The sequence below is a fragment of the Thiothrix subterranea genome (assembly GCF_016772315.1).
Lineage (GTDB): Bacteria > Pseudomonadota > Gammaproteobacteria > Thiotrichales > Thiotrichaceae > Thiothrix > Thiothrix subterranea.
In genome coordinates, this window is the sequence record NZ_CP053482.1 from 1,504,900 (window position 1) to 1,531,655 (window position 26,756).

General features: G+C 51.7%; 26 protein-coding genes. 12 read left to right on the forward strand and 14 right to left on the reverse strand.

The window, feature by feature from the left end; all coding sequences use genetic code 11:
- Positions 1–113: 113 nt before the first annotated feature.
- Positions 114–1,376 (forward strand): coiled-coil domain-containing protein, encoded by a 1,263-nt coding sequence (locus HMY34_RS07390; RefSeq protein ID WP_202718616.1) that lies wholly within the window; start codon positions 114–116, stop codon positions 1,374–1,376.
- Between the two features lie 7 nt (positions 1,377–1,383).
- On the opposite strand, the gene HMY34_RS07395 is transcribed toward HMY34_RS07390, so the two are convergent.
- A complete protein-coding gene (locus tag HMY34_RS07395) occupies positions 1,384–3,165 on the reverse strand; it encodes an ABCB family ABC transporter ATP-binding protein/permease (RefSeq protein ID WP_323127462.1) in 1,782 nt (593 codons plus the stop codon).
- A 140-nt stretch (positions 3,166–3,305) separates the two neighbouring features.
- The gene (locus tag HMY34_RS07400; RefSeq protein ID WP_202718617.1) at positions 3,306–6,389 is read right to left on the reverse strand and encodes a thrombospondin type 3 repeat-containing protein; all 3,084 of its coding nucleotides are present in this window, start codon (positions 6,387–6,389) and stop codon (positions 3,306–3,308) included.
- A gap of 251 nt (positions 6,390–6,640) precedes the next feature.
- Between HMY34_RS07400 and HMY34_RS07405 the strand changes: the two genes are divergently transcribed.
- Both HMY34_RS07405 and HMY34_RS07410 read left to right on the forward strand, forming a co-directional pair.
- Positions 6,641–8,680 carry a TonB-dependent copper receptor gene (locus HMY34_RS07405; protein ID WP_202718618.1) on the forward strand — a complete coding sequence of 680 codons (2,040 nt, stop codon included), beginning with the start codon at positions 6,641–6,643 and terminating at the stop codon, positions 8,678–8,680.
- Between the two features lie 20 nt (positions 8,681–8,700).
- Positions 8,701–9,192, forward strand: coding sequence for a copper chaperone PCu(A)C (locus HMY34_RS07410; RefSeq protein WP_202718619.1), 492 nt, complete (start codon positions 8,701–8,703; stop codon positions 9,190–9,192).
- A 12-nt stretch (positions 9,193–9,204) separates the two neighbouring features.
- Here HMY34_RS07410 and HMY34_RS07415 read toward each other — a convergent pair whose 3' ends face one another.
- Positions 9,205–9,831 (reverse strand): C40 family peptidase, encoded by a 627-nt coding sequence (locus tag HMY34_RS07415; protein ID WP_202718620.1) that lies wholly within the window; start codon positions 9,829–9,831, stop codon positions 9,205–9,207.
- A 121-nt stretch (positions 9,832–9,952) separates the two neighbouring features.
- On the reverse strand, positions 9,953–10,897 hold the full coding sequence (locus HMY34_RS07420; RefSeq protein WP_202718621.1) for a sigma-54 interaction domain-containing protein: 945 nt from the start codon (positions 10,895–10,897) through the stop codon (positions 9,953–9,955).
- A gap of 111 nt (positions 10,898–11,008) precedes the next feature.
- Between HMY34_RS07420 and HMY34_RS07425 the strand changes: the two genes are divergently transcribed.
- On the forward strand, positions 11,009–11,932 hold the full coding sequence (locus HMY34_RS07425; protein WP_202718622.1) for an ROK family protein: 924 nt from the start codon (positions 11,009–11,011) through the stop codon (positions 11,930–11,932).
- Here HMY34_RS07425 and HMY34_RS07430 read toward each other — a convergent pair.
- Both HMY34_RS07430 and truC read right to left on the reverse strand, forming a co-directional pair.
- Positions 11,898–12,326: a DUF4388 domain-containing protein gene (locus HMY34_RS07430; RefSeq protein WP_202718623.1), complete on the reverse strand. Its 429-nt coding sequence runs from the start codon at positions 12,324–12,326 to the stop codon at positions 11,898–11,900. The two genes, HMY34_RS07425 and HMY34_RS07430, sit on opposite strands and share 35 nt — an antisense overlap.
- 16 nt (positions 12,327–12,342) lie before the next feature.
- Entirely contained in the window at positions 12,343–13,080 is a 738-nt protein-coding gene (gene truC, locus HMY34_RS07435; RefSeq protein ID WP_202718624.1) for a tRNA pseudouridine(65) synthase TruC, read from the reverse strand.
- A 93-nt stretch (positions 13,081–13,173) separates the two neighbouring features.
- Between truC and HMY34_RS07440 the strand changes: the two genes are divergently transcribed.
- Positions 13,174–13,602 (forward strand): CBS domain-containing protein, encoded by a 429-nt coding sequence (locus HMY34_RS07440; RefSeq protein ID WP_202718625.1) that lies wholly within the window; start codon positions 13,174–13,176, stop codon positions 13,600–13,602.
- Between the two features lie 21 nt (positions 13,603–13,623).
- Here the strand turns inward: HMY34_RS07440 and ycaO are convergent, their stop codons facing one another.
- Positions 13,624–15,351, reverse strand: a complete 1,728-nt coding sequence (gene ycaO / locus HMY34_RS07445; RefSeq protein ID WP_202718626.1) for a 30S ribosomal protein S12 methylthiotransferase accessory factor YcaO — start codon at positions 15,349–15,351, stop codon at positions 13,624–13,626.
- Positions 15,352–15,505: 154 nt separating this feature from the next.
- Between ycaO and HMY34_RS07450 the strand changes: the two genes are divergently transcribed.
- A complete protein-coding gene (locus tag HMY34_RS07450) occupies positions 15,506–16,009 on the forward strand; it encodes an anti-sigma factor (protein WP_202718627.1) in 504 nt (167 codons plus the stop codon).
- Between the two features lie 11 nt (positions 16,010–16,020).
- On the opposite strand, the gene HMY34_RS07455 is transcribed toward HMY34_RS07450, so the two are convergent.
- Complete coding sequence (locus tag HMY34_RS07455) at positions 16,021–16,230, reverse strand: hypothetical protein (protein WP_202718628.1); 210 nt, start codon at positions 16,228–16,230, stop codon at positions 16,021–16,023.
- 169 nt (positions 16,231–16,399) lie between these two features.
- On the opposite strand from HMY34_RS07455, the gene HMY34_RS07460 reads away from it, so the two are divergent.
- Positions 16,400–17,104 (forward strand): hypothetical protein, encoded by a 705-nt coding sequence (locus HMY34_RS07460; RefSeq protein WP_202718629.1) that lies wholly within the window; start codon positions 16,400–16,402, stop codon positions 17,102–17,104.
- Here the strand turns inward: HMY34_RS07460 and HMY34_RS07465 are convergent.
- Both HMY34_RS07465 and HMY34_RS07470 read right to left on the reverse strand, forming a co-directional pair.
- A complete protein-coding gene (locus tag HMY34_RS07465; protein WP_228288005.1) occupies positions 17,101–17,805 on the reverse strand; it encodes a DUF1287 domain-containing protein in 705 nt (234 codons plus the stop codon). The two genes, HMY34_RS07460 and HMY34_RS07465, sit on opposite strands and share 4 nt — an antisense overlap.
- 4 nt (positions 17,806–17,809) lie before the next feature.
- The gene (locus HMY34_RS07470) at positions 17,810–18,124 is read right to left on the reverse strand and encodes a non-heme iron oxygenase ferredoxin subunit (protein ID WP_202718630.1); all 315 of its coding nucleotides are present in this window, start codon (positions 18,122–18,124) and stop codon (positions 17,810–17,812) included.
- Here HMY34_RS07470 and HMY34_RS07475 point away from each other — a divergent pair.
- Both HMY34_RS07475 and yjgA read left to right on the forward strand, forming a co-directional pair.
- The gene (locus HMY34_RS07475) at positions 18,123–18,998 is read left to right on the forward strand and encodes an SDR family oxidoreductase (protein ID WP_228288006.1); all 876 of its coding nucleotides are present in this window, start codon (positions 18,123–18,125) and stop codon (positions 18,996–18,998) included. The genes HMY34_RS07470 and HMY34_RS07475 overlap by 2 nt on opposite strands.
- Positions 18,999–19,002: 4 nt before the next feature.
- Positions 19,003–19,521: a ribosome biogenesis factor YjgA gene (yjgA, locus tag HMY34_RS07480; RefSeq protein ID WP_202718631.1), complete on the forward strand. Its 519-nt coding sequence runs from the start codon at positions 19,003–19,005 to the stop codon at positions 19,519–19,521.
- A gap of 7 nt (positions 19,522–19,528) precedes the next feature.
- Here yjgA and gloB read toward each other — a convergent pair whose 3' ends face one another.
- On the reverse strand, positions 19,529–20,308 hold the full coding sequence (gene gloB / locus HMY34_RS07485) for a hydroxyacylglutathione hydrolase (RefSeq protein ID WP_202718632.1): 780 nt from the start codon (positions 20,306–20,308) through the stop codon (positions 19,529–19,531).
- A gap of 93 nt (positions 20,309–20,401) precedes the next feature.
- Here gloB and gmk point away from each other — a divergent pair, with 93 nt between their 5' ends.
- On the forward strand, positions 20,402–21,022 hold the full coding sequence (gmk, locus tag HMY34_RS07490; protein WP_202718633.1) for a guanylate kinase: 621 nt from the start codon (positions 20,402–20,404) through the stop codon (positions 21,020–21,022).
- Positions 21,022–21,528, forward strand: a complete 507-nt coding sequence (locus HMY34_RS07495; RefSeq protein WP_202718634.1) for a PaaI family thioesterase — start codon at positions 21,022–21,024, stop codon at positions 21,526–21,528. Before gmk ends, HMY34_RS07495 begins: the two co-directional genes overlap by 1 nt.
- A 344-nt stretch (positions 21,529–21,872) precedes the next feature.
- Here HMY34_RS07495 and HMY34_RS07500 read toward each other — a convergent pair whose 3' ends face one another.
- The 3 genes from HMY34_RS07500 to msrB all read right to left on the reverse strand — a co-directional run bounded on the left by HMY34_RS07500 (position 21,873) and on the right by msrB (position 24,534).
- Positions 21,873–22,985: a transporter substrate-binding domain-containing protein gene (locus HMY34_RS07500; protein WP_202718635.1), complete on the reverse strand. Its 1,113-nt coding sequence runs from the start codon at positions 22,983–22,985 to the stop codon at positions 21,873–21,875.
- 111 nt (positions 22,986–23,096) lie between these two features.
- Entirely contained in the window at positions 23,097–24,077 is a 981-nt protein-coding gene (rluB, locus tag HMY34_RS07505; RefSeq protein ID WP_202718636.1) for a 23S rRNA pseudouridine(2605) synthase RluB, read from the reverse strand.
- 10 nt (positions 24,078–24,087) lie between these two features.
- A complete protein-coding gene (gene msrB, locus HMY34_RS07510; RefSeq protein ID WP_202718637.1) occupies positions 24,088–24,534 on the reverse strand; it encodes a peptide-methionine (R)-S-oxide reductase MsrB in 447 nt (148 codons plus the stop codon).
- 122 nt (positions 24,535–24,656) lie between these two features.
- Between msrB and HMY34_RS07515 the strand changes: the two genes are divergently transcribed.
- Entirely contained in the window at positions 24,657–26,753 is a 2,097-nt protein-coding gene (locus HMY34_RS07515) for a molybdopterin-containing oxidoreductase family protein (RefSeq protein WP_202718638.1), read from the forward strand.
- Positions 26,754–26,756 lie beyond the last annotated feature (3 nt).

Here is a 26,756-nt window from a genome sequence, read left to right on the forward strand (position 1 = left end):
CGTTATCCCGATCAGCATTAATTTTTTCGCAGGTTGAACTGTACAGGCAATTTTGACATCCAAGGCTATACTAAGCAGAATAAATTATTGATTTAGACACAGGGTTTTCATTTATGTTGGGTTATATTGACTGGATTATTATTCTGGTTGCGCTACTCGCCGCTATCGGGGCTGTATTGTTGCTACTGCCGCAAACAAACAGCAAGGAAACCCAAGAGCTGCGGGTTATCCGCCTGCAAGCCGAAGCCGACCGCAAAAAAGTCGCCGATGTGCTCGAAGTGACCCAAAATGGCGTACAAGATGCCGAGCAGCTACTGAGCAAACTCAAATCGCAAGTTGAGCAAACCACGCGCACCTACGAAGCCAGCCAAGCCCGTGCCGAACAAGCCGAACGCATTATTGAACGTGTCACCACGGCTGAACAAGAAATCCGCGATATTTCCAGTCAGCTCGGCGACCGTTTGCAACACCTGCAAAGTTACTGGGATGAACAACTGGGCGATTCGGTGGAAAGCGTCAAACGTATCCGCAGCAAATTGCACGAAGGTCTCACCCAAGTCGATGACAGCTTGGTGCGTTTGCGCGAACAAGAAAAAATGGCACAAGGCTTTACCCGCCGTCTGATCGAACATCACCACGAGCAGGCCAATAACCAGCAAGAAAATGCACGGCTTTCCGCTGAAGTTCACAACCGTTTGGAAGCCATGCTCAAAGAATCCAGCCACTTGCTCGAACAAATGCAACGCTATCAACAGGATGCTGACAATGTATTCCTGAAATTCAATACCGAAATGGACGGTTTGGAAACTCAAGCCAGCGAACGTTTCAGCACCCTGTTCCAAACCACCGATTTGGCGCGTCACGAACTCAGCTCTGGGTTGGAAGAAAGCCGCAAACACGTCGAAACCATGCGCCGCCGCGAAGAACAAAGCAACGACCTCAGCCGCCGCATTCACCAGCAATTCGAGCAAATCGACCACATCCGCGTCGAGCGCATCGCCAAAACCTTGGATTTGACCGAACAAATGTCCACCGATTTGCACAAAGGCATGGAAAACGCCCGCGACCTGCTGTTCTCGCTCGAAGTAGCCGTGCAACACGTCACAGCCAGCTTAGACAGCAAATCGTCCAGCCCCCATGTTGCACCTGCCCCTGCACCAGAGCACAGCGACGAACCCACCCCGCTCAAATTGGTCACAACACCCGCAGACGCATCGAATACCGATGACATGAACAGCGAAGTAACGGATGAAGCAAGCCCGCTTGACGATAACGAAGTCAGCAACCTCGCAGAAATCGGCAATCTGAAACCCATTAAAATCGTAGAAGACGAGCCAACGCCACACAATTTACTGGCGCTGCGGGCATATCGCTAAAGCCACTTCACTCTTTTTCATGCAATTGTAATTCCCACATCCGCTGGTACTGCCCGTGCAGTGCCAGCAACTCCGCGTGAGTCCCCTGCTCCACCACCTGCCCTTTATCCAACACCAAAATCCGATCCGCATCCACAATCGTCGATAAGCGGTGCGCAATCATCAGCGTGGTATGCCGCCCCGCCACTTCGTGCAAAGTTTGCTGAATCGCCTGCTCGGTAGCGCTGTCCAGTGAGGAAGTCGCTTCATCGAAAATCAAAATCGGTGGCTGTTTCAGAATCGCCCGCGCAATCGCCACACGCTGCTTTTCCCCACCGGATAATTTCAACCCACGTTCACCGACCACGGTTTCCCAGCCATCCGGCAAACTCTCGATGAACCTGCGGATTTGCGCCATGTCAGCGGCGCGTTCAATCTCCGCTTGTGTCGCTTGCGCATTGCCGTATTGCAGGTTGTAACGAATCGTATCGTTAAACAGCACGGTATCCTGCGGCACAATTCCAATCGCTTTGCGCAAACTGGCTTGCGACACGTGCGCAATATCCTGCCCGTCAATCAGCACACGCCCGCCCGTGACATCGTAAAAACGGTAAATCAAGCGCGATAATGTCGACTTCCCCGCCCCACTATGCCCCACCACCGCGAGTTTTGTTCCGGCAGGCACGCTAAAACTCACCCCGCGCAAAATTTGGCGTTCCGCCTGATAACCGAAATCGACGTGCTCAAAACGGATTTCACCCTGCGTTACTTGTAATTCAGTCGCGTTTGGTGCATCGCGCACCTCCTGCGGGGTTTCCAGCAAACGAAATACCATGTCCATATCCGCCAGCGTGTATTTTACTTGCCGATACACAATACCCAACGACCCCAGCGGCAAAAACAATTGCAGCATAAACGCATTCACCATCACCAAATCACCAATGCTCATGGTGCCGTTGACCACGCTATTCGCCGCCAAAAACATAATAATCGTGACACCAATCGCAATAATCGAAGACTGCCCGAAATTCAACAATGACATCGAGGTTTGGCTTTTCACCGCCACATCTTCCCATTGCGCCAACGTGTGGTCGTAGCGGCTCATTTCCAATTTTTCGTTATTAAAATACTTAACCGTTTCGTAATTGATCAAACTGTCCACCGCCTGATTACTGGATTGCGAATCCAAACGGTTCATTTCATGGCGATGATCCATGCGCCACTCGGTAATTTTGACGGTAAAAATCACGTACACCGCCACGGTTGCAAACGTCACCAAGGCAAAGGCAGGCGCGTAATTCCCCAGCAGAATCACCGCCACCAAGGTAAATTCCACCGCAATGGGAATAATGCTGAACACCATGAAATTCATTAAGGTACTGACCGAAGCCGTGCCACGTTCCAAATCACGGCTGATCGCGCCGGTTTTGCGTTCCAGATGAAAGCGTAACGACAAATTATGCAAATGTTCCAACACCCGCACCGACATTTTGCGCATCGCGTGGTAACGCACCCGCGCAAACACCGTATCGCGCAATTCATTGAACAGCGCACTTGCCAACCGCAACGCCCCATACCCCAGCAGCAATATCACCGGCAATACCAACACCTGTTCCGGCTTGCCCTGTAAGCCATCCACAATATCCTTGAGGAACAGCGGCACACCCACATTCGCCACTTTCGAGGCAATCAGGCACGCCAACGCAAACAAGGCTCGCCCCCGGTATTCCCATAAAAACGGCAGTACGGATTTGAGATTGTGCCAGTCACGGCGGTTTTTATCGGGGCGTTCAGTACGGTTGGGCATCATCTTCCTGTCTGTATCCTTTATTCTGTCATGGCATGATAGTATCCCATCCACGACAGAACGCATCCAGAAAATCCATACCCAAACGAGGCATCACACTCGTTACAATCTTAATCAACCGAGCAGCGAACTACCACACAGGGTTACTTTGCTACAATTGACTTTTTTGGCAAATTACCTGATACAATGAAATTGGCTGCAAATAATCCATTATTAGGATTTAATAAGACATTACCAAGCAACATATTAAGATCATTTCCGGGGCCAGAATATAATGTCACGCCATCCATATTAAGATCAGTTGGCAAATAGCCTTCTAAACGAAAATTGCTATTAAACTCAATGTTATCTGGGCTTGACAGTATTTTACCTAATAGCGCATTGCCATCATTACCGGGGCCGTTTGCAATCAAATCATTATTCATACCTGCATCGCCTCCCCACAAAACAGCGTTATGAATACCCTCAAGACGAGCCGATAAACCATAAGTGACCGTAGTAGGTAATGTAAAGTCAACAACAACCGGCGTTCCATTCAAAGTTACGGGATTCTTCAGCATAATCCCTAGGTGGTTACGGTGACGAATTCCAATATAATAACTACCAGGCAAAATTCCCGCAAACTGTAATATAGAATCGCCTGTTGTTGCATCAACTAAATCACCATCCCGTTGAATAATCAATGCCTTAGTTGCCAGTATGGACGTGGCATCTGTAGCAGCGCGTAAATCCAACAACATCCAGTCGACTGGAGCATCAGCACCAACCAAACCACGCACTGATGCACTTAGATTCTCAGTTCCTGAATACGCAAAAGGAGGTGAACGGTAAGGCTGAACTGTAGGCAATTTACCCCCTAATCTAGCTGCCATTAAACTCGTAGAACTTTCATAAGCAGCCTGTAACAAGGCTTTTGCTTGTAAACGTGCACTGGCAGGGGCACAACTGACACTTGAACCATAATTTCCTTTATAATGATTCACGGTTAAGCCATCCCAGCCAACATTATTAAACTGATTTCCCGGATTACTCTGTCTAGAATTAGGAATGCTATTAAATGGATCGTTATTATCCATAATGCTTACACTTCCTTTACACCCAGATTCATTAGCATTTCTGAAATTAAATATTTCAAGCTCTTGTCCTGCCACCCAAGGAAATGCAGTCGTCCCGCCCGGAGTAAAGGAAAAAGACAAGTAATCAGCAGCACTGTCTTCTAGCGGGGCATCACTACGGCTAGTTTGTGTCCAATTCACACCGGAGAACAAGGTTTGCACCCCAGTAGTAACAAAACGACCATCCTCTAACCCATGTGGTACTTTCAGTGTTATCTGCCCAGTCATGCTTATGTTTTGCACTGGTGTTATCGTAGGACGCATGAAAACACGGTAAACCCCACTTGCCACATCACGACGCAAGGTATACTCCAAAACTGGTTTCTGACTTTGACACGTTGCAGAGCCACCATAATTTCCGAGATAATCGTTATCATCCGTTTTCCCCCAACCTGCGTTAGCAAATTGATTGCCGGGGTTCGTACCAGCAGAATTATTCGGAGCCGCTGGCGGTTGATTGAACGGGTCAGTGTTGTTATCCATTAAGGTAACACTCCCCAAGCAAGGCCCAGCATTTTTGAAACTAAAAACCTCCTGTTCTACTCCGGCTTTGAAAGCAAATGCTCGCACATCAATGGGAGTGAAATTAAATGTCAAGTAATCAATGGTTTTGTTTTCCGACGGCGCATAGACTTCCGAGCTGAGAGACCAGTTAGTGCCTGCTTTAGTTTTAATATCAGACACTGTAAATTTTTGGTCACCAATTGCATGAGGAACTAGCAACGTTAAGTTTGCTGTCATACTCAAGTCTGCTGTAGGTGTGGTAGTAGGGCGTAAAAATACGCGGTAGCGGCTGTCTATTGAGTCCCACGCAACTCGGTATTCAACTCCTCCTGAAGAAGATGCTAATTGATTTTGACACGTTGCAGCTCCACCGTAATTTCCGAGATAGTCGTTATCATCTATTGCTCTCAAACCTGCATTGGCGAATTGATTGCCGGGGTTCGTACCAGCAGAATTACTCGGAGCCGCTGGCGGCTGATTGAACGGGTCAGTGTTGTTATCCATTAAGGTAACACTCCCCAAGCAAGGCCCAGCATTTTTGAAACTGAAAACCTCCTGTTCTATTCCAGCTTTAAAAGCGAAAGCGCGGGTATCAATCATATTAAGTGAGAAAGAGAGATAGTCGATCGTTTTGGCTTCAGTTGGCCCAGATACTGCCGCACCCAGTGACCAGATTGTACCCGCTTTCGACTTGATGTCGGTCACGCTAAATTTGCTTGTACCCGTAGCATGAGGTACGCGTAATGTAACTTGCCCTGCCATACTAATATCTGGGAAAGGAGTGGCAGTTGGGCGAATATACACATGGTAACGCTGATCCAAGGCACTCCATCCAATTCGGTATTCAACGCCTGCACGAACAGGCATTAATAATGGATCAGTCCCATAAACATGCACTTCATCCCCATCGGAGTAGCCATCACCATCTGTATCTGGGTTATGTGGATTTGTACCGAGAATTATTTCATCACCATTCTTGAGACCATCACCATCTGTATCAATACTATCATGACAGTCTGCATTATTAGATCCGTAGTTACCTAGGTAGTTATTTTCATCTGATCCACCCCACCCTAAATTAGTAAACTGATTGTTAGGATTAGTGCCCTCAGAATTGTTACTACCTTTCAATAGTGGCGCATTGAAAGGATCTGTTGGATTATCAATCAGTGCAATCGCACCAATACACTTGCCAGAGTTGCCAAAACTGAAGACTTCTTTTTCCTCACCAGCTTTCCATTGGAAAGCATCAGATTTGATCATATTCAAACTGAAGGAGAGATAGTCTACGCTTCGATCTTCAGAGGGAGCATCCACCCTTGAATCGTTTGACCAAATAGTGTTGGTGACAGTAATTCTAGGGTCATGAACCGTAAACGCATCTGCTCCCGTGGCGTGTGGAACGCGGATGGTGAACTGCCCAGTCATGCTCATGTCTTTTGGCACTGGCGTGGCGTTGGGTTTCATAAAAACGTGGTAACGATCATCTTTTGTATCCCAACGGATAGAATATTCCAACGTTTGTGCTGACAAAACAACACTATTCAATAACAGACAGAATAGGCCAAAAATCCAACTAAGGTATGTTGAGATATTTCTAGTAGACATATTTATTTTTTATATATAGATGGTATACCGATTATTGGTCTCTCTGGTTGATTAAGCCAGTACCATTCGTCTGTAACAGCCAACTTGAATGACTAGAGATGGGAATCGGTAGTGTTAAATCACACGGTTAATGCGTCATATCACACGAATACATTAGTATATTATAAATAATTAAAATAAAAATCAGTCACTTAATCGTTGGCACAGTCATTGCCTTAGCATCGGTAACAAAAATTTTGGAAGGTTCCCCCATGCAACATGCCCGCACGCATTTAACCCTGCTCAGTTCTCTGTTGATCTTCAGCGCTGCTGTCTGTGCCGAAGACACCTTGGTCGTCGACATTAAATCCACCAAAAAAGCCCCCTCCCCCAACGAAGTACAACCACTAGCCGCCGAACGCAGCGCCGTGTTGCCCGCTGATGGTGGCGATTTCCTCAAGCAATTGAATGGCGTATCGGGCAGTCGCTTTGGCGGGCGCGGTATCGAACCCATCATTCGTGGGCAATCCCAAACCCAGCTCAACGTGTTGCTGGACGGTGCTTACGTGCATGGCGGTTGCCCCAATCGCATGGATCCTCCCGCGAGTTGGGCAGCCTTGGAAACCTATGAAAGCGTTAAAGTGGAAAAAGGCGTACAAACCTTGCAACACGGCTCCGGCGGCAGCGGCGGCACGGTGCTATTCGAGCGCGACACCCGCAGCATTCTTGACCCCGAAGACGGCTGGAGTGGCAAAGCCTCCGCCACCACCATGAGCAATGGCGTGAAACACGATGTCTCCGCCGATGTCACCAAAGCTTTCCAAAAAGGCTATGCGCGTGTTTTCACACAGGATAGAGACGCTGACAATTACGAAGACGGCGATGGCAAGGAAGTACGCTCTTCTTATCAGCACAAACAAGCCGGTGTCGTGTTGGGTCTTACCCCAACCGAAGACCGTTTGCTCGAATACAGCTACGAAAATAACGACTTTTCTGATGCGCTGTATCCCGGTGCGAGCATGGATAGCCCCGAAGAATCCGGCTCTATCCAACGCCTCAAATACAAAGATAAGCTAGACAGCAAAATCAACAATATTGAAGCCGACGTATACAGCAGCAATATTGACCATTTGATGGACAATTACAGCCTGCGCCCCCAGACCGGCACAAAAATGGCTGTTCCCACCACATCGGATACCGTGGGCGGCAAACTGGCACTCACCTCCAGCATTGGCGATACCGATGTCACTTACGGGCTGAACGTGCAAAACCGTGAACGCGATGCTGCCATGAAAAACATGTCCGCCCCCGGCACGCCCACCACCAACCTCATGTGGCCGGGAGCCAGCACCGACCAAACCGGCATTTTCGCCGAAGCCACCCGCAAATTCGCGACAGGCGATAAACTGAAGTACGGGGTGCGCGTTGACCAAGTGGACGCGGCGGCTGCCAAAGCAAGCGTAGTCGCAGGCGGGCGCACCGCCAACCAAAACTACACCGCCGTTTATGGCTACGGTGCAACCGACAAAACAGAAACCAATGTCAGCGGCTTGCTGCGCTACGACAAAGCCCTCAATGACACCACCACCGCGTTTGCTGGCGTCAGCCGCACGGTGCGCACCGCCGACGAAACCGAACGTTTCATCAGCAAATGGGGCATGACCGCACCGGATCGTTGGGTCGGCAACCCCAACATTAACCCCGAAAAACACAACCAACTCGACCTCGGCATCAGCCAGCAACGCGGCAAAGTGCGCTGGACAGGCACAGTCTTCGCCGACCAAGTAGACGATTACATTCTGCGCGACAAAGTAACCACGGGCGCACAAACCGGCGCACAAATCTACCGCAATGTCGATGCTGAAATCCTCGGTGCAGAACTCGGCGCAGAAACCAAATTAACCGACAAACTCCGCCTTGCCGCTGATGTGGCCTATGTCAAACGTACCGACACCACCGATGATCGCCCGATTGCGCAAACCCCGCCCGTCAACGGTAAAGTGCAATTGGACTACAATGCAGGCAAATGGAGCGCTGGCACACGGGTACGCTTTGCCGCCGGGCAAGATCGCATCGACACCGCCATGATCGGCGCTACCGAAGTCGGTGAAAGCGCAGGCTATACCACCCTCGACACTTACGGGCGTTACAACCTCAATAAATCGACGAAAGTACGCTTTGGGGTAGATAATGTCCTCGATAAAACTTATTCCGAACACGTCAGCCGCCGCAACTTAGACTTGGGTGGCACGGTTGAACGAGTGAATGAAGCCGGGCGCAGCGCATGGCTGAAACTCGAAACTGAATTTTGATCTTGTACAGGAAACACACGATGAAACGTTTATTACACACCGCCGCCTTGGGCATTTTGCTGTCGATGACCGTCGCCTGCCAAGCCGATGCGGATAAATCAGCCGCCGCCGCACCTGCGACCAGCACAGCAGCCGACAGCGTAACCGTAGAAGCGCCATTTGTACGGGCAATACCTCCCGGTCAGCCAAATAGTGCGTCCTTCATGACCTTGGTGAACACGTCCGACAGTGACCACAGCGTGAAATCGGCAGCCAGCCCCGTTGCCGCCACGGTGGAATTACACACCCACACCAACAACAACGGTGTGATGGAAATGCGCCAAGTTCCACAAATTGACGTACCGGCTAAAGGCCGTACCGAATTAAAGCCGGGTGGCTTGCATGTCATGCTGATTGGTTTGCAGCAAGAGCTGAAAGTGGGCGAAACGGCTGCGATCACCCTGACGTTTGAAGACGGCAGCACCACCACCGTGAATGCACCGATTCAGGAAGTCATGCCCGCGAAACACTAAAACTGCGCGAATTCACACCACACTTTTCGGGAGTAGCGGCTGCGCTGCTCCCGGAATCCGCCCAAACCCAACCAACTTGCGTTTCCAATAACCTTCTAATTTGGTGGTGGTAATCGCTTTGCCGGTGCGCGGGGCATGGACAAATTTATTGCTGCCCAAGTAAATCCCCACGTGACTGACTTTCTGACCGCGTGTTCTGAAAAATACCAAATCTCCCCGATTAGCGTCTTTATGCGGAATTTTCAGCGCCACTTTGTATTGCCCGGCAGCGGTACGCGGAATGTTAACGTTTGCGCCTTTCCCGAAAGAATATTGCGTCAAACCGCTGCAATCGAAGCCTTTCATGGGCGTATTGCCGCCCCAGCAATAACCTTTACCGCATTGCTTAAGGGCACACAAGGCTACTTTGTCGAGTGGGGTTATCGCTTTTGCAGCAGCGACACGCGGTTGCTGGGGAATGGGCGTTATATGCGCAGTAGATGCCGCCTGACTCACTGGAGGTTGGGGGGATTTGTCGGGCTGGATGCTGTGTAGCGGGGTAAGGTCTGCCACACGCGGATTCAGGCTACACCCCGCCATCGTTAACATGGCTGAACCCAACACGGAATATTTTAACGCTGACACCTGATGACTCAACATACACAACCTCGCCACACCTGATAGACTCACCATAGGTTTTGGCAGAGAGTGGGCGATTGTGCCGTGCTGGACTGACTAAAGGCTGAAAATAAGCGCCAGCCTGCACTTGATCACGTTATTGTTAGGCAAGCACTTGTTTTTTCAAGCGATAATTTAGCGCATCACGGCTAATTCCCAATAACCGAGCGGCATGGGTCTTGTTGTTTTGAGTGCGTTCCAAGGCTTGAGTCAACAAGTCGCGCTCTAGTGCTTCCAAATTGACGCCTGTTTCCGGCAGGCTGAAAGGCTGGCTCGCCGCAACGACTGGCGCACGAATTTCCAACGGTAAATTACTCACGGCAATCTCACGACCTGCCAGCAAAATACTCAAGCGTTCACACAGATTGCGCAATTCACGCACATTGCCCTGCCAAGCGTGATGCTGCAATTGCAAGCGTGCTTCCTTAGCGAAGGTTGCTATCGGCAGTTTGTGTTGCGCCGCAAATTGTTGTAAGAAATGCTGACTGAGCAGCGCAATGTCTTCCTTACGCTCCCGCAACGCAGGCAACTCCACTGGCACAATATTGAGGCGGTAAAACAGATCCTGGCGGAAAACGCCGCTTTGCGCCATTGCATACAAATCGCGGTGCGTGGCGGCTAATACCCGCACATTCACACGCTTGGCGTGCGCTTCACCCAAGGGTTGAATTTCGCCGGATTCGAGGAAACGCAGCAGTTTGGCTTGCAGATTCAGGGGCAATTCACCGATTTCATCCAAAAACAGCGTGCCACCGTCAGCCGCACTGATTAAGCCGACGTGGTGATGATCTGCCCCGGTGAATGCGCCCTTACGATGCCCAAATAATAGCGATTCCGCCAAGGTTTCCGGCAATGCGGCACAGTTAACCGTGATAAATGCTTGTTGGCGACGCGGACTCATCGCGTGCATGGCGTGCGCCACTAGCTCCTTACCCGTGCCGGACTCACCGGTAATCAGCACGCTCGCATCGGTTTGCGCGATCAAATGCGCGGAACGCAATACGGCTTCCATCAGGGGGGAACGGGTGAGAATGTCATCAAACTGCATGGTAACGCCTGCCATTTTCGTCTATGTTCAACGGGTTTGGCATAATCTAGCATTATTTTACGAATGATTGTCATGACTTAGCGCAGCTTTTTTGAATTAACGGAGGAATGTGTGCATATCGGCATTGATTTAGGCGGCACCAAAACCGAAGTGCTGTTATTGAATACCCACGGGCAGGAAACTTTTCGCAAACGCCTGCCAACCCCGCAGGGGCAATACGCGGCGATTTTGCATACCATCCAACAATTGGTGGATGAGGCAGAACAACACGCCGGGCAACCATGCAGCGTGGGTATTGGCACACCCGGTGCAATTTCCCCCGCTACAGGTTTGATGAAAAATTCTAACTCGGTAGTCTTGAATGGCAAACCGTTACGCACCGCGCTGGAAAGCTTGTTACAACGCCCGGTGCGGTTGGAAAATGACGCCAATTGCTTGGCACTGTCCGAAGCAACGGACGGCGCGGCTGCGGGTGCTGCCGTGGTGTTCGGCGTAATCGTCGGCACGGGGACAGGCGCGGGCATTGTGGTGCATGGCAAGGTCTTAACCGGTGCGAATGCGATTGCAGGCGAATGGGGGCATAACCCGCTGCCTTGGCCTGAACCCGCAGAATTACCGGGCAAAGCTTGTTATTGCGGCAAACACGGCTGTATTGAAACGTGGCTTTCTGGCACGGGGTTTCAGGCTGAATACCAATTAGCCACCGGCACGACGCTTGCCGCCGCCGAGATTGTGCAGTTAGCGACAGCAGGCGACGTTATCGCGGAACAATGTTTGCAAGCTTACGAAGAACGCATGGCAAAAAGCCTTGCGCACGTCATCAATATTCTCGACCCCGATGTGATTGTATTGGGCGGGGGGATGTCGAATATCCAACGGCTTTACACCAACGTGCCGCAACGCTGGGGCAACTACGTATTTTCTGATCAAGTTAACACCCGTTTGGTTGCGCCTCATTTTGGGGATTCGAGTGGCGTTCGTGGTGCAGCGTGGCTAGGCGCTAACCACCACCGCCTCGGTAGAAACGGTTATTGACGGCGGGTTTGGATGGCGGCGGCTCTTTCGCTACCCGTTGTTCCAGAGATGCACTCACTTGGGGCATTGCCTCTTGCCGAGGCGGGCAAATGGGCTGAATGCCAAGCAAGGTTAAGCTGGCTTGGTGATCAAGTGCGGCGCTGTCGCGGAATGGAAGTGACTGATTTTCTGAAAAAGAGCAGGAACCGCCGGTAGTTTCCAGCAAACTCAACAGCGCCGCTTGCCCCTGATCACGGCGGTGCGTGCAATGGGTCAGTTTGCCCGCATTGATCGCGAAGCGGCAGGAGGTATTGTTATCGGTGGCAATATAAAAGGTGCCGGTCTGCTTATAGCCAAGCACACTAGCCAAATGGCTCAGAATCTGCGCCAAGGAGAGAGGAGAATGCTTTTCCATAGAAGCCTCTGGGTAGTCATACACTAGTTATTGGTGGTTCTTGGAAAGGTAGCAATAAGCGTACCACCTGACTGAAATCTTCCGGTGGCGACGCCGCTAATTTCAGGGCTGCATGAGAATGAGGGTGTACACATTCTAAGCTTGCCGCGTGTAACAGCAGCCGCTGGCAGGCAAATTGTTCGCGAAAAAAACGGTTATGCTTGCCGTTTCCGTGTGTAGTGTCACCGATCAGATGGTGGGAGATGTGTTTCAAGTGACGGCGCAATTGATGCTTGCGCCCTGTTTTAGGGCATAGCTCTACCAAGGAATAGCGGCTGGTGGGGTAACGATCCACCGCATACGGCACTTCAAAACTCATTAAACGCTGGTAATGACTGACGGCTGGCTGCGCGGGTTTATTTTGGTCGGCTTGTGAATCCGCCAGCTTGTCGAGTTCTTCGGTGAGCGGGTGATCAATCACGCCTTGTTCGGGGGTACGCCCGCGCACGATTGCGAGGTAAGTTTTCTGCACTTGCCCTGCGGTGAATTGCGCATTCAAGCACCGTGCCGTGTCACTATCCAGTGCAAACAGCAAGACACCGGAAGTCGGTTTGTCGAGTCGATGCACGGGGTAAACTTTCTGCCCAATCTGATCGCGGGTAAGCTGAATCGCAAAACGGGTTTCGTGGCGGTCAATCAGGCTGCGATGCACCAACAAGCCGGAGGGTTTGTTGATTGCCACCAAATGTTCATCGCGGTAGAGGATTTCCAGCATACTAATCGTGTCTTCTTTACTGTTGTATCAAAAGGTTGCAGAGTAATGGGCAAATACTAACAACGATAAACACCCCAACCGAGGAGGAGAACGATGAAAACCGTCAGCGATATTCTCGCCAAAAAAGGCAGTGAAATACTCAGTATCAGCCCAACTGTCACCGTGATTGATGCCGTGAAAGCAATGGCGCAGCAAAAAGTCGGCGCATTGCTGGTACTGGAAGCAGGCAAACTCAGAGGCATTGTGTCAGAGCAGGATTACACCCGCAAAGTGATTCTGACCTGCCTCAATGCCGAACAAATGTTAGTGCAAGACATTATGACGCGGCAGGTCGTGGTCACGCGACCCGACCAGCCGGTTCAGGAAGTGATGGCAATCATGACCGAGCGCCGCATTCGCCATTTGCCGGTAATGCACAATGGCGAATTGGTCGGGCTGGTTTCCATTGGCGATTTAGTCAAGGAAATCATCTCGGAGCAGCAATTCATTATCGCGCAACTGGAAAACTACATTCACGGGTAAAACCCAGCGCCCTGCCAGTCCTTACAGCGCTGCTAATGTCGGATAAACCTTCCGGTATGCCGTCAGCAAACGCTGGTGCGTGTCGCAACCGTGCAATTCCAACGTTGGCGCGGTAATACCCCAGAAGCGCACGCTGCCATCCAGCAAGGCTTGCGCCTGTTGCAACGCGGTTTCACCGTACAATAAACCCACATTTGGCATATAACCCGCCACATCATCCATGTCCAACAAGGCTTCGATGCAACGGTACACGCGGCGGCGCTCGTCATTGATTTGCTCGAAATGGCGAATCCACTGGCAACCTTCCCGAATCGCGTCTTCGTCATCCATCGCCAATGCCAGCAAGGTTTTCAACTCGCCGACCCGTAAATCCGCCCACAGCGAACCCGCATCCGGCGCTAACCCAATCAGCGCTGCCACCGGCTGGTGATCATCCAAACCCAACTCTTCAATGGTATCGAACAGCTCGGTGCATTCCTCATCTTCCAAATCCGGCAAATGCAGAATCGCCTCGCGTACCGCATTGCCCGTGCTGTTATTGTCCCACTCCAGATCTTCGACCTGATAAATTTCAGACATTTCCGGCACAATAATGCGGCAGGCATACACGCCCAAATGCTCGAAATCCATAATATAGATGTCGAAATCATCCGCATGGATGCGTTCCATCAAATGCTGGCACTCTTCCTCGGTCGTGCCACTGAAATTCCAGTCGACAAATTCGTAATCGGGTTCATTCCACAAGAAATCCCAGTGCAGCGGGCCGCTGGAATCAATGAAATGCGTTTCCAGATTTTGCGGGGAAGCCACATCGTCCAGCTCAAAACTCGGCTCAGAAAAACCCGCCAAGCGATCCAACGCCCTGCCCTGCAAGAGTTCCGTGAGGGAACGTTCCAGCGCCACTTCAAAACGCGGATGCGCCCCAAAACTGGCATACACACCCTGATCATCGGGGTTCAGCAAGGTCACGCACATCACCGGGTATTGCCCACCCAATGACGCATCTTTCACCAAAATGCCAAAACCGGCGGCGCGTAATTCCGCAATACCGGCCTGAATATGCGGATAACGCGCAATAATCGCTTCCGGTACATCCGGCAGACAGATTCCTTCCGCAATAATGCGGAACTTGATGTGGCGCTCGAAAATTTCCGATAAAGCTTGAGTACGTGCTTCCGTGGCGGTATTGCCTGCCGACATGCCATTGCTGACGTACAAATTACCGATAATATTGACCGGAAACCACACGGTTGCCCCGTCACACTGGCGCACGTAGGGCAAGGCACAGATGCCACGCTCTTCGTTGCCGGAATTAATATCGACTAATTTGACCGCATCCAAACTGGTTTCCGGGTCGTAAAAACTTAAGGCGTCCTCATCCAACAAACCGGCGGGTAAATTGCCGGAACCATCCAAGGCGAACCATTTTTCCGCAGGGTGATGCACAAAATTGCTATCGGCAATGGTCTTGCCCAGATAGAAATCCGCCCAGAAATAGTTGGTGCTGAGGCGCTCGAAATATTCACCCAAGGCACTGGCAAGCGCGGCTTTCTGCGATGCGCCTTTGCCATTGGTGAACAACATCGGGCAATCACGATCGCGGATGTGGACTGACCACACATTGGCAATCGGGTTCAGCCATGAAGCTTCCTCGATGTGGAAACCAAGGCGCTGTAGCTTGTCTTGCATTACCGCAATCGACGCTTCCAGTGCGGCATCTTTGCCCGGAATAAAGGTTTGTGTTGGCATGGTGGAACTCAGTTGGTGGTCAGACGTCAAATCATAGATGAACCATTTTAGCGCACTGCACCAACAGGCGTCTTTTTATTCGTTATAATCAGGGGATATTGTTATGGCTATGTGTTGTAGTCCCGATATAAAAATAGACGCAAAGGAAGTGGATATGTCACGGAGTGGCACTGCTCGTAAAAATTGGCTCATGGTGTCCCTGCTACTCACGGTATTATTGGCAGGGATACTGTTAGCGCTGCCCCATTTTCGGGATGTACACGCGGATACTGCCACCGATGGTTTAGCAACATTACGTGAAGAATTATTAGCAAACCCCACCAGTATTAGCGGTAACTGGCTGCGCACGCTGAACCCGATTGTCAAAGATGTTCAAGGGGATTTGGTTTGGAATAGCACACAACAACAAGGGGTATTACGCATTCGGAATTTACCCAAACCCAAAGCGGGTCAGTTTTACCAATTGTGGTTATACGATGCGCAGGGCAATTCAGCGGATGGAATTTCAGGCGGGCTATTAACCCAAGGCGTTGGCAGCGAAGAATTGTTTATGGAAATAAACACCGCTACACCGGTTCAGGAACCGTACAAGTTCGAGTTTACCTTACAAAGCAATCAACAGGAGACGGGGCAAATATTATTAATGGTTCAACCTTAAAATTGAAACCATTAATGCGGCAAAGCCGTGGTTTTATCAAACGATAAAATGATATTAATACCAAAGGCAAACACAATTAATACACCCAGCATATTAGCCACTTCCGGCACAGGCAACTGCAATACGCTTAGCGCATAAAATAAAACCAGCAATATAACGGCTGATGCATTAATTAAATTAGCGACCACTGCTCGCATTATTTTGTTGAATTCGTAAATCATTGTATTAATACCTTTAGCTGATCCCTGCCAAGTAAATGCTCATCAATCATTGGATAATTAATAGCCTAACCAAGTGTCGTTTAACCTTACCTTAATGTTTCAATGAATTATTGTATGACTGCCATTAGGCTATTATGCTTGCACCATTTTGAATAAATAGGCATTCCCCATGAGCGATAGTACCCCAGTTGACCCAGTTGAATTCACCGCCAGCGATGATTCCCGCCAATTGCTGAAACAAGAACTCGCGCAACGTCAGGCACAATTGATGCAACTGACTCCCGCCAATGACCCGCTGGAACGCGCCAATGTGCAATACGAAATCGCGGAAATCATGCTGGAACTGGAAGAGCCGGGAATGCGCGAAGCCGCATGGGGCATGACTCGCGAGTCCTTCGAGATTTACCGTGACCGCGAATACTGGGAAGATGCGGTGCGGTGTTGCGATGTGTTATTCCGCTGTGATTTACCCGCGTCTGTCCCCGCGTTGGGTAACGGTTTGTGGCTGGCGGTCACTTACCCGATCAGCCCGGAAGTCACGATTATTATGCTCAATCACTTGATTGATGCCACCCCACCCAAAGCGGATGGCGCAGCCGTCGCCGCGACCGTGGCGCACTATATCGCCGATTTACGCCTAGAAGGTGAAAAACGCGACAGCATGATGTTCCTAACCAGCGCCATGCTCGGCAAGGTTGCTGAACGCCACAGCAACGTCAATTCTCAGGAAGCCATGAATCTGTGGCTCAACCGCTTGGATTTGCTCGACCCCAAAGTGTTTCTACCACGTTTGGGACAAGTCATTGATGCGATTGTGGAAAACCAATGGTGGTATGACCGTGACGAATTGCGGGCACGCTTGCCAGTGCATTAAGGCTTGGACTGGTTGAAATAGCGGTAATGCCCGATGATCGGCCAAAAAAACAGGGCATCTTCGATATTCGTGCCATACGCCACATTATGCCCCATTAAGGGTCGCCCATCCTCGGTGACGTAATGGCTCACAATGCCAATGTGCGCTTGCCCTTTACCCAGATCCCACGCTACCACATCACCCGGTTGGTAATCGGCGGGGTTTTGGGTAATGGGCAGCGATGCACCCTTGCGCTCGAAAAAACGCATTAGGTTATAGACGCGACGGTGGTCAATATTGGTGTCGGGACGCTTCATGCCCCATTTTCGTGGGTATTCATGGAATGCTTTGCGCATATCCTCGTGTAACTCACGTTGTAAATCAACACCTTGCGCACGAAAGGCACGCACCACCACATCCGCGCAAACGCCGGTGGATTCTGGCACATCACCGCCGGGGTATTTTAGATTCACATAGGCGGGGTCATACGCACGGGTCACTTCCACCTGTTTATAAACCGAATCCAGTAAAGAACGCACATGAGCGGGCGGTTTTGGTTCTAACAGCGGTGGCGGCTTAATCACCGGCGGCGGAATAATCGTAACGGGCGGCGGTATCACCGGCACAGGTGGCTTGATAAAACGCTGATAAGCCTCCCAGCCCATGTACAAAATCAGCAGTAGCAAAAACAGCCACACGAAATACCGCATAAAACGCCGCATGGGGTTATACCGTCACAAAAATGCGCCCGTCTTCGACGCTGACCGCATAGGTTTTGAGTGGAATTTCTGCGGGTTCTGCCATCGGCGCACCCGTTTTGACGCTGAATTCTGCACCATGCAAGGAACATTGCACTCGATCCCCGTGCAAACAGCCGAGGTAGAGCGACGCATCTTCGTGCGTACACATATCATCCACCGCGTAAAATTCGCCGTCGACGTGACACACGAGAATGCGTTTGCCATTGCCTGCGTCAACACGCTTCATTTTTCCGGGCTTGATTTCGTTTATACTGCCAGCATCGAGTCGGGAATTATTCATGAGTATAGTTAACCAAAAAGTGTGGATTATGGGCTGTGGCGACATTGGTCGCCGCGTCGCACGGTTATACCAAAACGAGGGTACGAAGGCTATAGGCTGGGTACGCAGCGAGGAATCCTTGCATAAAGGCTTGGCACAAGGCATTGCCATGCGCAAGGGCGACGTGGATCGCGGCAGTTATTTCTCGATTTTCGCGCTGGATGAAGCACTGGTGTATTGGTTTATGCCCCCGCAACCGAGTGGCGAAACCGATGACCGCATCCGGCGTTTCCTCAAAGGAGTCGATGCTGCGCCACAACGGGTGGTGTTAATCAGCACCACCGGCGTTTACGGCGATTGCGACGGGCGTTGGATTGACGAATCCGAACCGCTCAAACCCGTTGCCGCCCGCGCCAAACGCCGTACCGATGCCGAAAATACGGTGCAAGAATGGGCAGCGCGTTTTGGTGGAGAGATTGTGATTTTGCGCGTCCCCGGCATTTACGCCCCCGACCGCTTGCCATTGGAACGCCTAAAACGTGGCGAACCCGTGCTGACGGAAGCCGAAGCGCCCTGGACAAACCGCATTCACGCCGACGATTTAGCGATGGTCTGCAAACGCGCCATGGAAGCCGCCCCCGCTGGCGCGATTTACAACGCCACCGACGGACACCCTTCCACCATGACCGATTATTTCAATCAAGTCGCGGATTACGCCGGATTACCGCGCCCGCCGCAAATCAGCATGAGCGAAGCCCAAGCCTCCATGAGCGCGGGCATGTTGTCGTATTTGCAAGAATCGCGGCGGATTCGTAACGATAAACTATTGACTGAATTAAACATCCGGTTACAGTACCCGTCCCTGAGCGCTGGTCTCGGCATGTTGAAAGGATAGCCCTATGATTGATTACGCCAATGACGATGAAGAAGACGATTACATCAGCCGCAGCCACTTCAAGCGCGAAGCGGAAGCGATGCAAGCCTTGGGCGAACGCCTGATTACCCTGCGCAAAGAGCAGCTAGACCAGTTGGATTTATCCGAAAAGCTCTACGACTCGATTTTGCTGGCACAACGCTTGACCGCGAACGGCGCGATTCGTCGCCAACGCCAATTCATCGGCAAGCTGATGCGCACCGAAATTCTTGAGCCGATTGAAGCGAAACTCGCGGAATGGGATCGCGGTGGCAAAGCCGAAACCGCCCGCTTGCACCGTTTGGAACGCTGGCATGACCGCCTGATTAGCAGCGAAACGATGTTAGGCGAGTGGCTGAAAGAATACCCCGACACTGACGTGCAGCGGATGCGTAGCCTGATTCGCAACGCGCAAAAGGAAGCCGAGACCAACAAACCGCCGAAAAGTAGCCGTGAATTATTCAAGCTATTGCGGGAAATTACTGCGCACGAATCACTGCGCTAAGCACACGCTAATCGTATTCGGTGTCTTTCCAGATGCGCAGCACCGCGAACACATCAGCAGGCGTGTGGGTTTCGCGCCCGGCAATTTCTTCGGCTTTGGCAATCACTTCGGGGATGTGGGTGCGTAAAAACGGGTTGGTGTCAAACTCGCGCCCCAAGTCAAACGGCACGGTGGGATGGCCTGCATCGAGTAGCGCCCAGGATTCTTCCAAACGCGCATCCAGTGCGGGATTATCCGGCTCGACCCATTTGGCGAAACCGATGTTATCCACGGTGTATTCGTGGGTGCAATACACTTGCGTGTCGGCGGGTAGTTGCGCAATGCGTTGCAGGGAAGCGTACAAATCATGTAAGGTGCCATCGAATACCCGCCCACAGCCGTTAGCGAATAAGGTATCACCACAGAACAAACTGCCTTCACCGTAATAGACAATATGCCCAGCCGTATGCCCCGGCAATTCCATGACGTGGAAATTCAAGCCGAGTGATTCCAAGTGAACGTCTGCGCCTTCCGTCAAGGGCTGATTGAGGTGCGGAATCTTTTCATTGGCAGGCCCGTAAACCGGCAAACCGGGATAGGCTTGCAATAACTGATCAATGCCCCCCACGTGGTCACGGTGGTGGTGCGTAATCAAAATAGCCACCGGTTGCTTTGCCAGCCGCGTTAATGCATCCAACACCGGCGTGGCATCACCGGGGTCGACAATCGCGACACATGGATTGTCTGTATTACCGATCAACCAGATATAATTGTCAGTAAAAGCGGGTACTGGGGTTACTTGGATCATGATGCGACACCTTACTCGTGATTCCTGCTATTCGACTATAGTGCATACTGCCCTATAATCGTATTTTTATCAGCAAGTGGGGCGAATTTTCAGATGAATACACGCACAGGTCAGCTTTACATCGTGTCAGCCCCGTCTGGCGCGGGCAAATCCAGTTTATTAAATGCTTTGCGCGAGCGCGTGGATAAGCTGGTGATTTCGGTTTCACACACCACGCGCCAACCGCGCCCCGGCGAGCAAGACGGCGTGCATTACCACTTCACCCCCGTTGAGGTGTTTCGCCAGCAAGTAGCAGACGGTAACTTTTTGGAATACGCGCAAGTGTTCGACAATTACTACGGCACGTCACGTTTATCAGTGGATGCCTTACGCGAAACAGGCAAAGACGTGATCCTCGAAATTGATTGGCAAGGCGCACAGCAAGTCCGCGAACGTGCTGAATCCGTGATCAGCATTTTCATCCTACCGCCCAGTATCGAAGCCTTGAGCGCCCGTTTGCACGGACGTGGGCAAGACAGCGCAGAAACCATCCAACGCCGGATGCGCGATGCCAAAAACGAAATGTCGCATTACCCCGAATACGATTACCTGATTATCAACGACGATTTTGCGACCGCATTGGATGACTTAGCCTGCATTTTCCGCAGCGAACGCCTCAAACAAGCGCAGCAATGCCAACAACATCAGGCATTATTCAATGCATTGGTCGGTTAATGGCATTTAACGCAGTTAAATTCGCACGGCGCTGGCTGGCATTCTTGCCAGAAGGACGACGGCTGGAGCTTTATCCACCTTGGTGGATGATGCGTATCAAAGTGCTGGCACTGGAAAATGAATGGCGGCATATCCGCATTCGCCTGCCATTAACGTGGGCTTCGCGCAATATGGGTGGCAGCATGTTTGGCGGGTTTCAAGCATCGTTGGCTGACCCAATTGCGCCATTGGCTTGCTCGAAAGTGTTTCCCGAATTCCATGTATGGACACGGCATTTGAGCGTGGATTTTGTGCGCCCCGGTATTAGCGACATGGAATTACGCTTTGATTTTCCGCCGGAAAAAGAAGTGGAAATCCGTGAGGAACTGGCGCGACGCGGACGCAGCACGCCAAGTTTTGAGTACGGTTTGTACGACAGCCAAGGGCGGCTGTGTACCAAAGTGGTGTGCGTGGTAGCGATACGCCCCCCGGAGTATTTGAAAGGCGTGGGATCAGCAGCAGCGTAGCGGCTGAACCAACACGGGAGTCTCGCTAACCCCGTGTCCAAAACCGATTTTCACAATTGTAGCAGCGGTAATACGTTTTACCCCCTGCAAACAAGCGCCGCCACCAACCAACACGGACACGCCGTGCTGCCGACAAACATTTTGAACACGTACAAACATTTGTGATTGCCATTGATAAACGATTTCCTTAGCCCACTAGCCCACGTTTAAAAAAGGGGCAAGAGCTGCCCCAACAAGAGTTACTACAATGTGTCTCAATGCGGATAATAACGGAAACTGATGGTCTTAAGGAAAGTTTTGTCACTATTTGTAACAATTTTTCAGGCCATGAGGATCAGCATCCGTTAGTCCTTAATCCATTTATCCTGCAAATCCTTATGAATGCTGGCTTTGCCATCTTGGGATTCGCGCAACTGCAATAACGCACGATTCACTTGCTCACGTAACGGGCTACCATCCGCAAACGCAATGCCATAGTTTTGCGGGTTAAACAACGTGGGGACAACCGCCAACACTTTACGGCCTTCCGCTTGATTCAGTTGGTTTGCAAGGTATTTTAAACGCGGCCCATCGTGTACCAACGCATCTGCCTCACCCTTACGTACCCGCTCAATGCCTGCCTCAATACTATCCACGGGCGTAACGGCGATGCCATTTTGTTCCAACCAAGTGCGTGGCGCATCCGTTGCCACCGCCACTACCCGTTTGCCGGGTAAATCTTTCTCGGAACCGATGGTTCCACTGACCGCTTGCGCCGTCAATGCACTGGTCACAACAGCCGTGAGAATGCTCAACAAAATCAACCCCATCAAATGCCAAGTCAAATCAATGACCCGCGCCAAGCCACGGCTATGCGGTGTTTCCCACGTCAATAACATGGTTATCCCCCACCACAATGCTTCACGAATACCGGGAACATAACCACGCGGAAAAGCAGGCTCAGCCGTTTTAGAACGATCCGCCCATAAGCGCAAGTGCGCCGTAATAAACAAGATCAACAGGAAAAACAACGCTCCTTGCCAAGAAAACAACTGCCCCAATTCACGCAACATAACCCCAAACGGATTCGATTGCTGAAATTCGGGTGCAACCATGATTTGCAACCCCAACTCATACATGGAATTGGAAAAATCCACCGAAGCTTCGCGCTGTGCTGTCACCGTAATGGCAGAAATTGCCGCATCCACCTTGCTATCAGCCGCCGCCGTGACCAAATCTTTGGTCGTATCAAAGTAAACCCACTCGGTTTGCACACCGAGTTTATCGGCTAACGCTTTCCACAAATCAATGCTAAATCCGGTCGGCTGGCGCTCCTCTTCCGCCACCTCAGGATCATACATAACCCACGGTTCGGACAATTTAACGCCTACTTTTAGCGTGTCATCCGCACTGGCAGACGGTAGCCAGCAAAGGAGCGCAAACAGCAGTAAATGAACGTAGTGTAATCGTTGTTGCATAAGAGTTTCGTCACCGGATGTTATTGCGGAACGCGATTATAAGCATCCGCTAACACACCGTCACGAATCCCATACAAACTGAAACTGTCGACTATCTATTTGTTGGCGAGATTAGCCACGCCCACGCGGTTGCGGGCGCTTGCCTGCACCGCTGCCGCTGCTAGGGCGACGGCTAACAGTGGGACGGGCGGGACTGCTAGAACGCTCCGAACTGCTCGGACGCGCCAAACTCGACCGCCGTGCCGACGGATGGCTTCCGCCAATCGCCGTGCGCCCACTGTCCACCGATTTCATCCCCAGTCTTGCCCCAGAACGGCGTTCCGGGCGTTCGGCGGTGAAATCCGAGCCGTCTTCAAACGCCATGTTCACCAAGCCGTAGAGTTTGCGTAATTCGCGCACTTCCAGCTCTTTGTGATGCCCACTGCGCAAGTAACGCGGCAGCATAATGTTGCCGTAACGCACCCGAATCAAACGGCTGATTTTCACGCCCTGCGATTCCCACAAGCGGCGCACTTCGCGGTTGCGACCTTCGGCAAGCACGACGTGATACCAATGGTTGACCCCTTCGCCGCCTGCGTCTTTGATGCGCATGAAGCTGGCTTTGCCGTCTTCCAATTCCACGCCTTCCTGCAAACGGATCAGCATTTCATTGTTGACTTCGCCCAACACGCGGCAAGCGTATTCGCGCTCGATTTCAGACGACGGGTGCATTAGCTTGTTTGCTAATTCGCCATCGGTAGTGAACAACAATAAGCCATCAGTATTGATGTCAAGCCGACCCACCATGATCCAACGCCCAGCGCGGATTTTCGGCAAGCTGTCAAAAACCGTCGGGCGACCATCCGGGTCACTCAAGGTACACACTTCGCCCGCAGGCTTGTGGTACATCAGCACTTTGTGGGTGGCATTGACGCGGGAACTCAAGTGCAAGCGTTGCCCACGCAAGGTCACTTGATCATTTTCATCAATGGCCTGACCGGATTCGGCACGTTGACCGTTCACCAGAATTTCGCCAGCGTTGACCATGCGCTCGATTTCACGACGTGAGCCGTAACCAGCGCGGGAGAGGAGTTTTTGGATGCGTTCTTTCATGGCAGGGATATTACGCTTTGACCTTCTTCAACGCCACCGCATTCATGCAATAACGCAAGCCACTTGGGGCGGGACCATCAGGGAACACATGCCCCAAGTGTGCGCCGCAGGTATTACAAGTCGTTTCCACCCGCGTCATGCCATGCGAACGATCCGCGTGGTAAGCAATCGCGTTTTCGGCAACGGGTTGGGTAAACGACGGCCAGCCTGTCCCCGAATCAAATTTTTCCGACGCATCAAACAGCAGCGTATCGCAACACAAACACCCGTACAGCCCCGGCTCGAACAAACCACACATGGCGGAGCTGAACGGGCGTTCTGTGCCTTTGCGGCGCGTTACGTAATATTGATCGTCGCTCAATTGCTTTTGCCACTCGGCATCCGTTTTGGTGACGGTACGTTCCGGCACGGGGTTGCCGTGATCGGCAAACTGCAAAATCGTTTTCCAATTCAACATACTCACTACTCCTCGTTAGACTAAACGTATCATAGCAAATTCCCTAGTGCGTTAGGTGGTCATTCCAAACGCCTTGCCAATCTACACTACACTGGCGCGATTCGATTACCACGAGATTCGCCATGACTGCCGCCACCGATAACGTTGTCAAAAGCACCACCTGTTACGAATGCGATGCCAATTGCCTGTTCGATGTGACCATCGACCCCAGCGGTCGCGCCATTAAAGTCGAAGGTTTGCCCAACTGCCCACGCGGACAATTGCAGCTCGAACGCCAATACCACCCCGACCGCCTGCTCTACCCGCTCAAGCGCGTCGGTGCCAAAGGCGCTGGCGAATTCGAGCGCATCAGTTGGGAAGAAGCCCTCGACACCATCACCGCTGCCTTGCAGAAAGCCAAAGCGCAGCACGGCGCACCCGCCGTGGGGTTTTTCGCCGGATACACCAAAGAGGCCCGCCCGCAATTGCAACGCCTCGCCCACGCTTTCGGCAGCCCCAACTACCTCACCGAATCCGGCTGCTGCTTCTCCGCAACCATGGTCGCGGAAAAACTCACCTACGGTTACAAGCTCAAAACCACTTCCACCGTCGAATCGCCGAAAACCCAATGCGTGTTGGTGTGGTCAACCAACGCGACAGGCTCAATTCCCCCGTTTGAAAACCACCACCTTGCCAACCGCAAAAAAGGCCGCAAGATGATTGTGGTTGACCCGCGCCGCACCGAAACGGCGGAACTGGCGGATATTCACCTGCAAATCCGCCCCGGTACAGATGGCGCACTCGCCCTCGGTTTCCACCACCTGATTTTCGCCAATGGCTGGCAAGATCAGGCGTTTTTGGACGAATGGGCAAACGGGCTGGACGCTTTCCGCGACTACATCCAAGAATTCCCACCGCAACGGGTTGCAGCGATTTGCGGCATTAGCGAAACTGATTTACGTGCAGCAGTGGAAATGTTTGCCACCACCAAGCCCGCGCAAATCGCCATGTCGCCTACCTCCACCGTGCAACACAGCAACGGTTTCCAGAATCACCGCGCCATGATTTTGCTCTCTGCCGTCACGGGCAATATTGACCGCGAAGGCGGCAACCGCTTCTTCAACGACAAAGTATTGCCCAAGCCGATTGAACTGTTCGACGTGTGCAAAAACGAGTTGCCCCCGCGTATCGGCGATGAAGTCTTCCCGATTTGGACAAAATACTGGCCTGCCGCACAAAGCATGTTGATGCCGGACTGCATCCTCGAAGGCAAGCCGCAACCGCTCAAAGCACTGCTGGCAATGGGCATTAATACCGCGATGTGGGCGAATTCCAAACGCATGGAACGCGCTTTGGGCGAACTGGAATTTTTCGCCGTCTCCGACTTTTTCCACAACCCTGCCACCTTGCAAGCCGACATTGTATTGCCAGCGGCAACCAGTTTGGAACGCACCGCACTGATCGCTTACCCCGGTTGCGCGTATCAGGGCGAAGTGAAATACCGCCACCAAGCCCTACCGCCACGCGGCGAAGCCAAACCTGACGGGCAAATTTTCCTCGAACTCGGCGTCAAACTCGGCATGGCGGAACAATTCTGGCACGGCAACCTTGCGGCATCGTGGGAAGAAATGGGCGAAGGTTTGCCGCCCGACATCCGCAAAGAGGCGTGGGAAAACCCCGCAGGCGTGACCGTTTACAGCCCCGTGATCGAAGAATTGGTGGAAATGGGCTTTTTGGATGCGGATCGGCAATGGCGTATTAATGGCTTTCGCACTGCCACTGGCAAGATCGAATTCGATTCGGTGGAACTGAAAGCGCACGGCTACGATGGCTTGCCAACTTATCGCGAACCGATGGAAAGCCCGCTGTCTACGCCGGAATTGCTGGCGGATTATCCGCTGGTGTTAACGTCGGGTGGGCGGCAGAAGTTTTTCACGCATTCGCAGCAGCACAATATTCCCGCGATGCTGGCGTATGACCCGTATCCACGCGTGCAGATTCACCCCGATGATGCGGCAGCGCGGGGAATTGCAGACGGTGATTCAGTCGAAATCCGTTCACGGCGCGGCGCGGTAACGTTTCGAGCGGCAGTGACAGACATAATGAAACCCGGCGTGGTGCATTGTTTTCACGGGTGGAATGAGGCGAATATCAATGAGTTGACCGACGATACCCAGCTTGACCCGATCAGTGGGTTTCCGCCGTTTAAATCGTTGTTGTGTGAAGTGTCACGCCTTTAACAG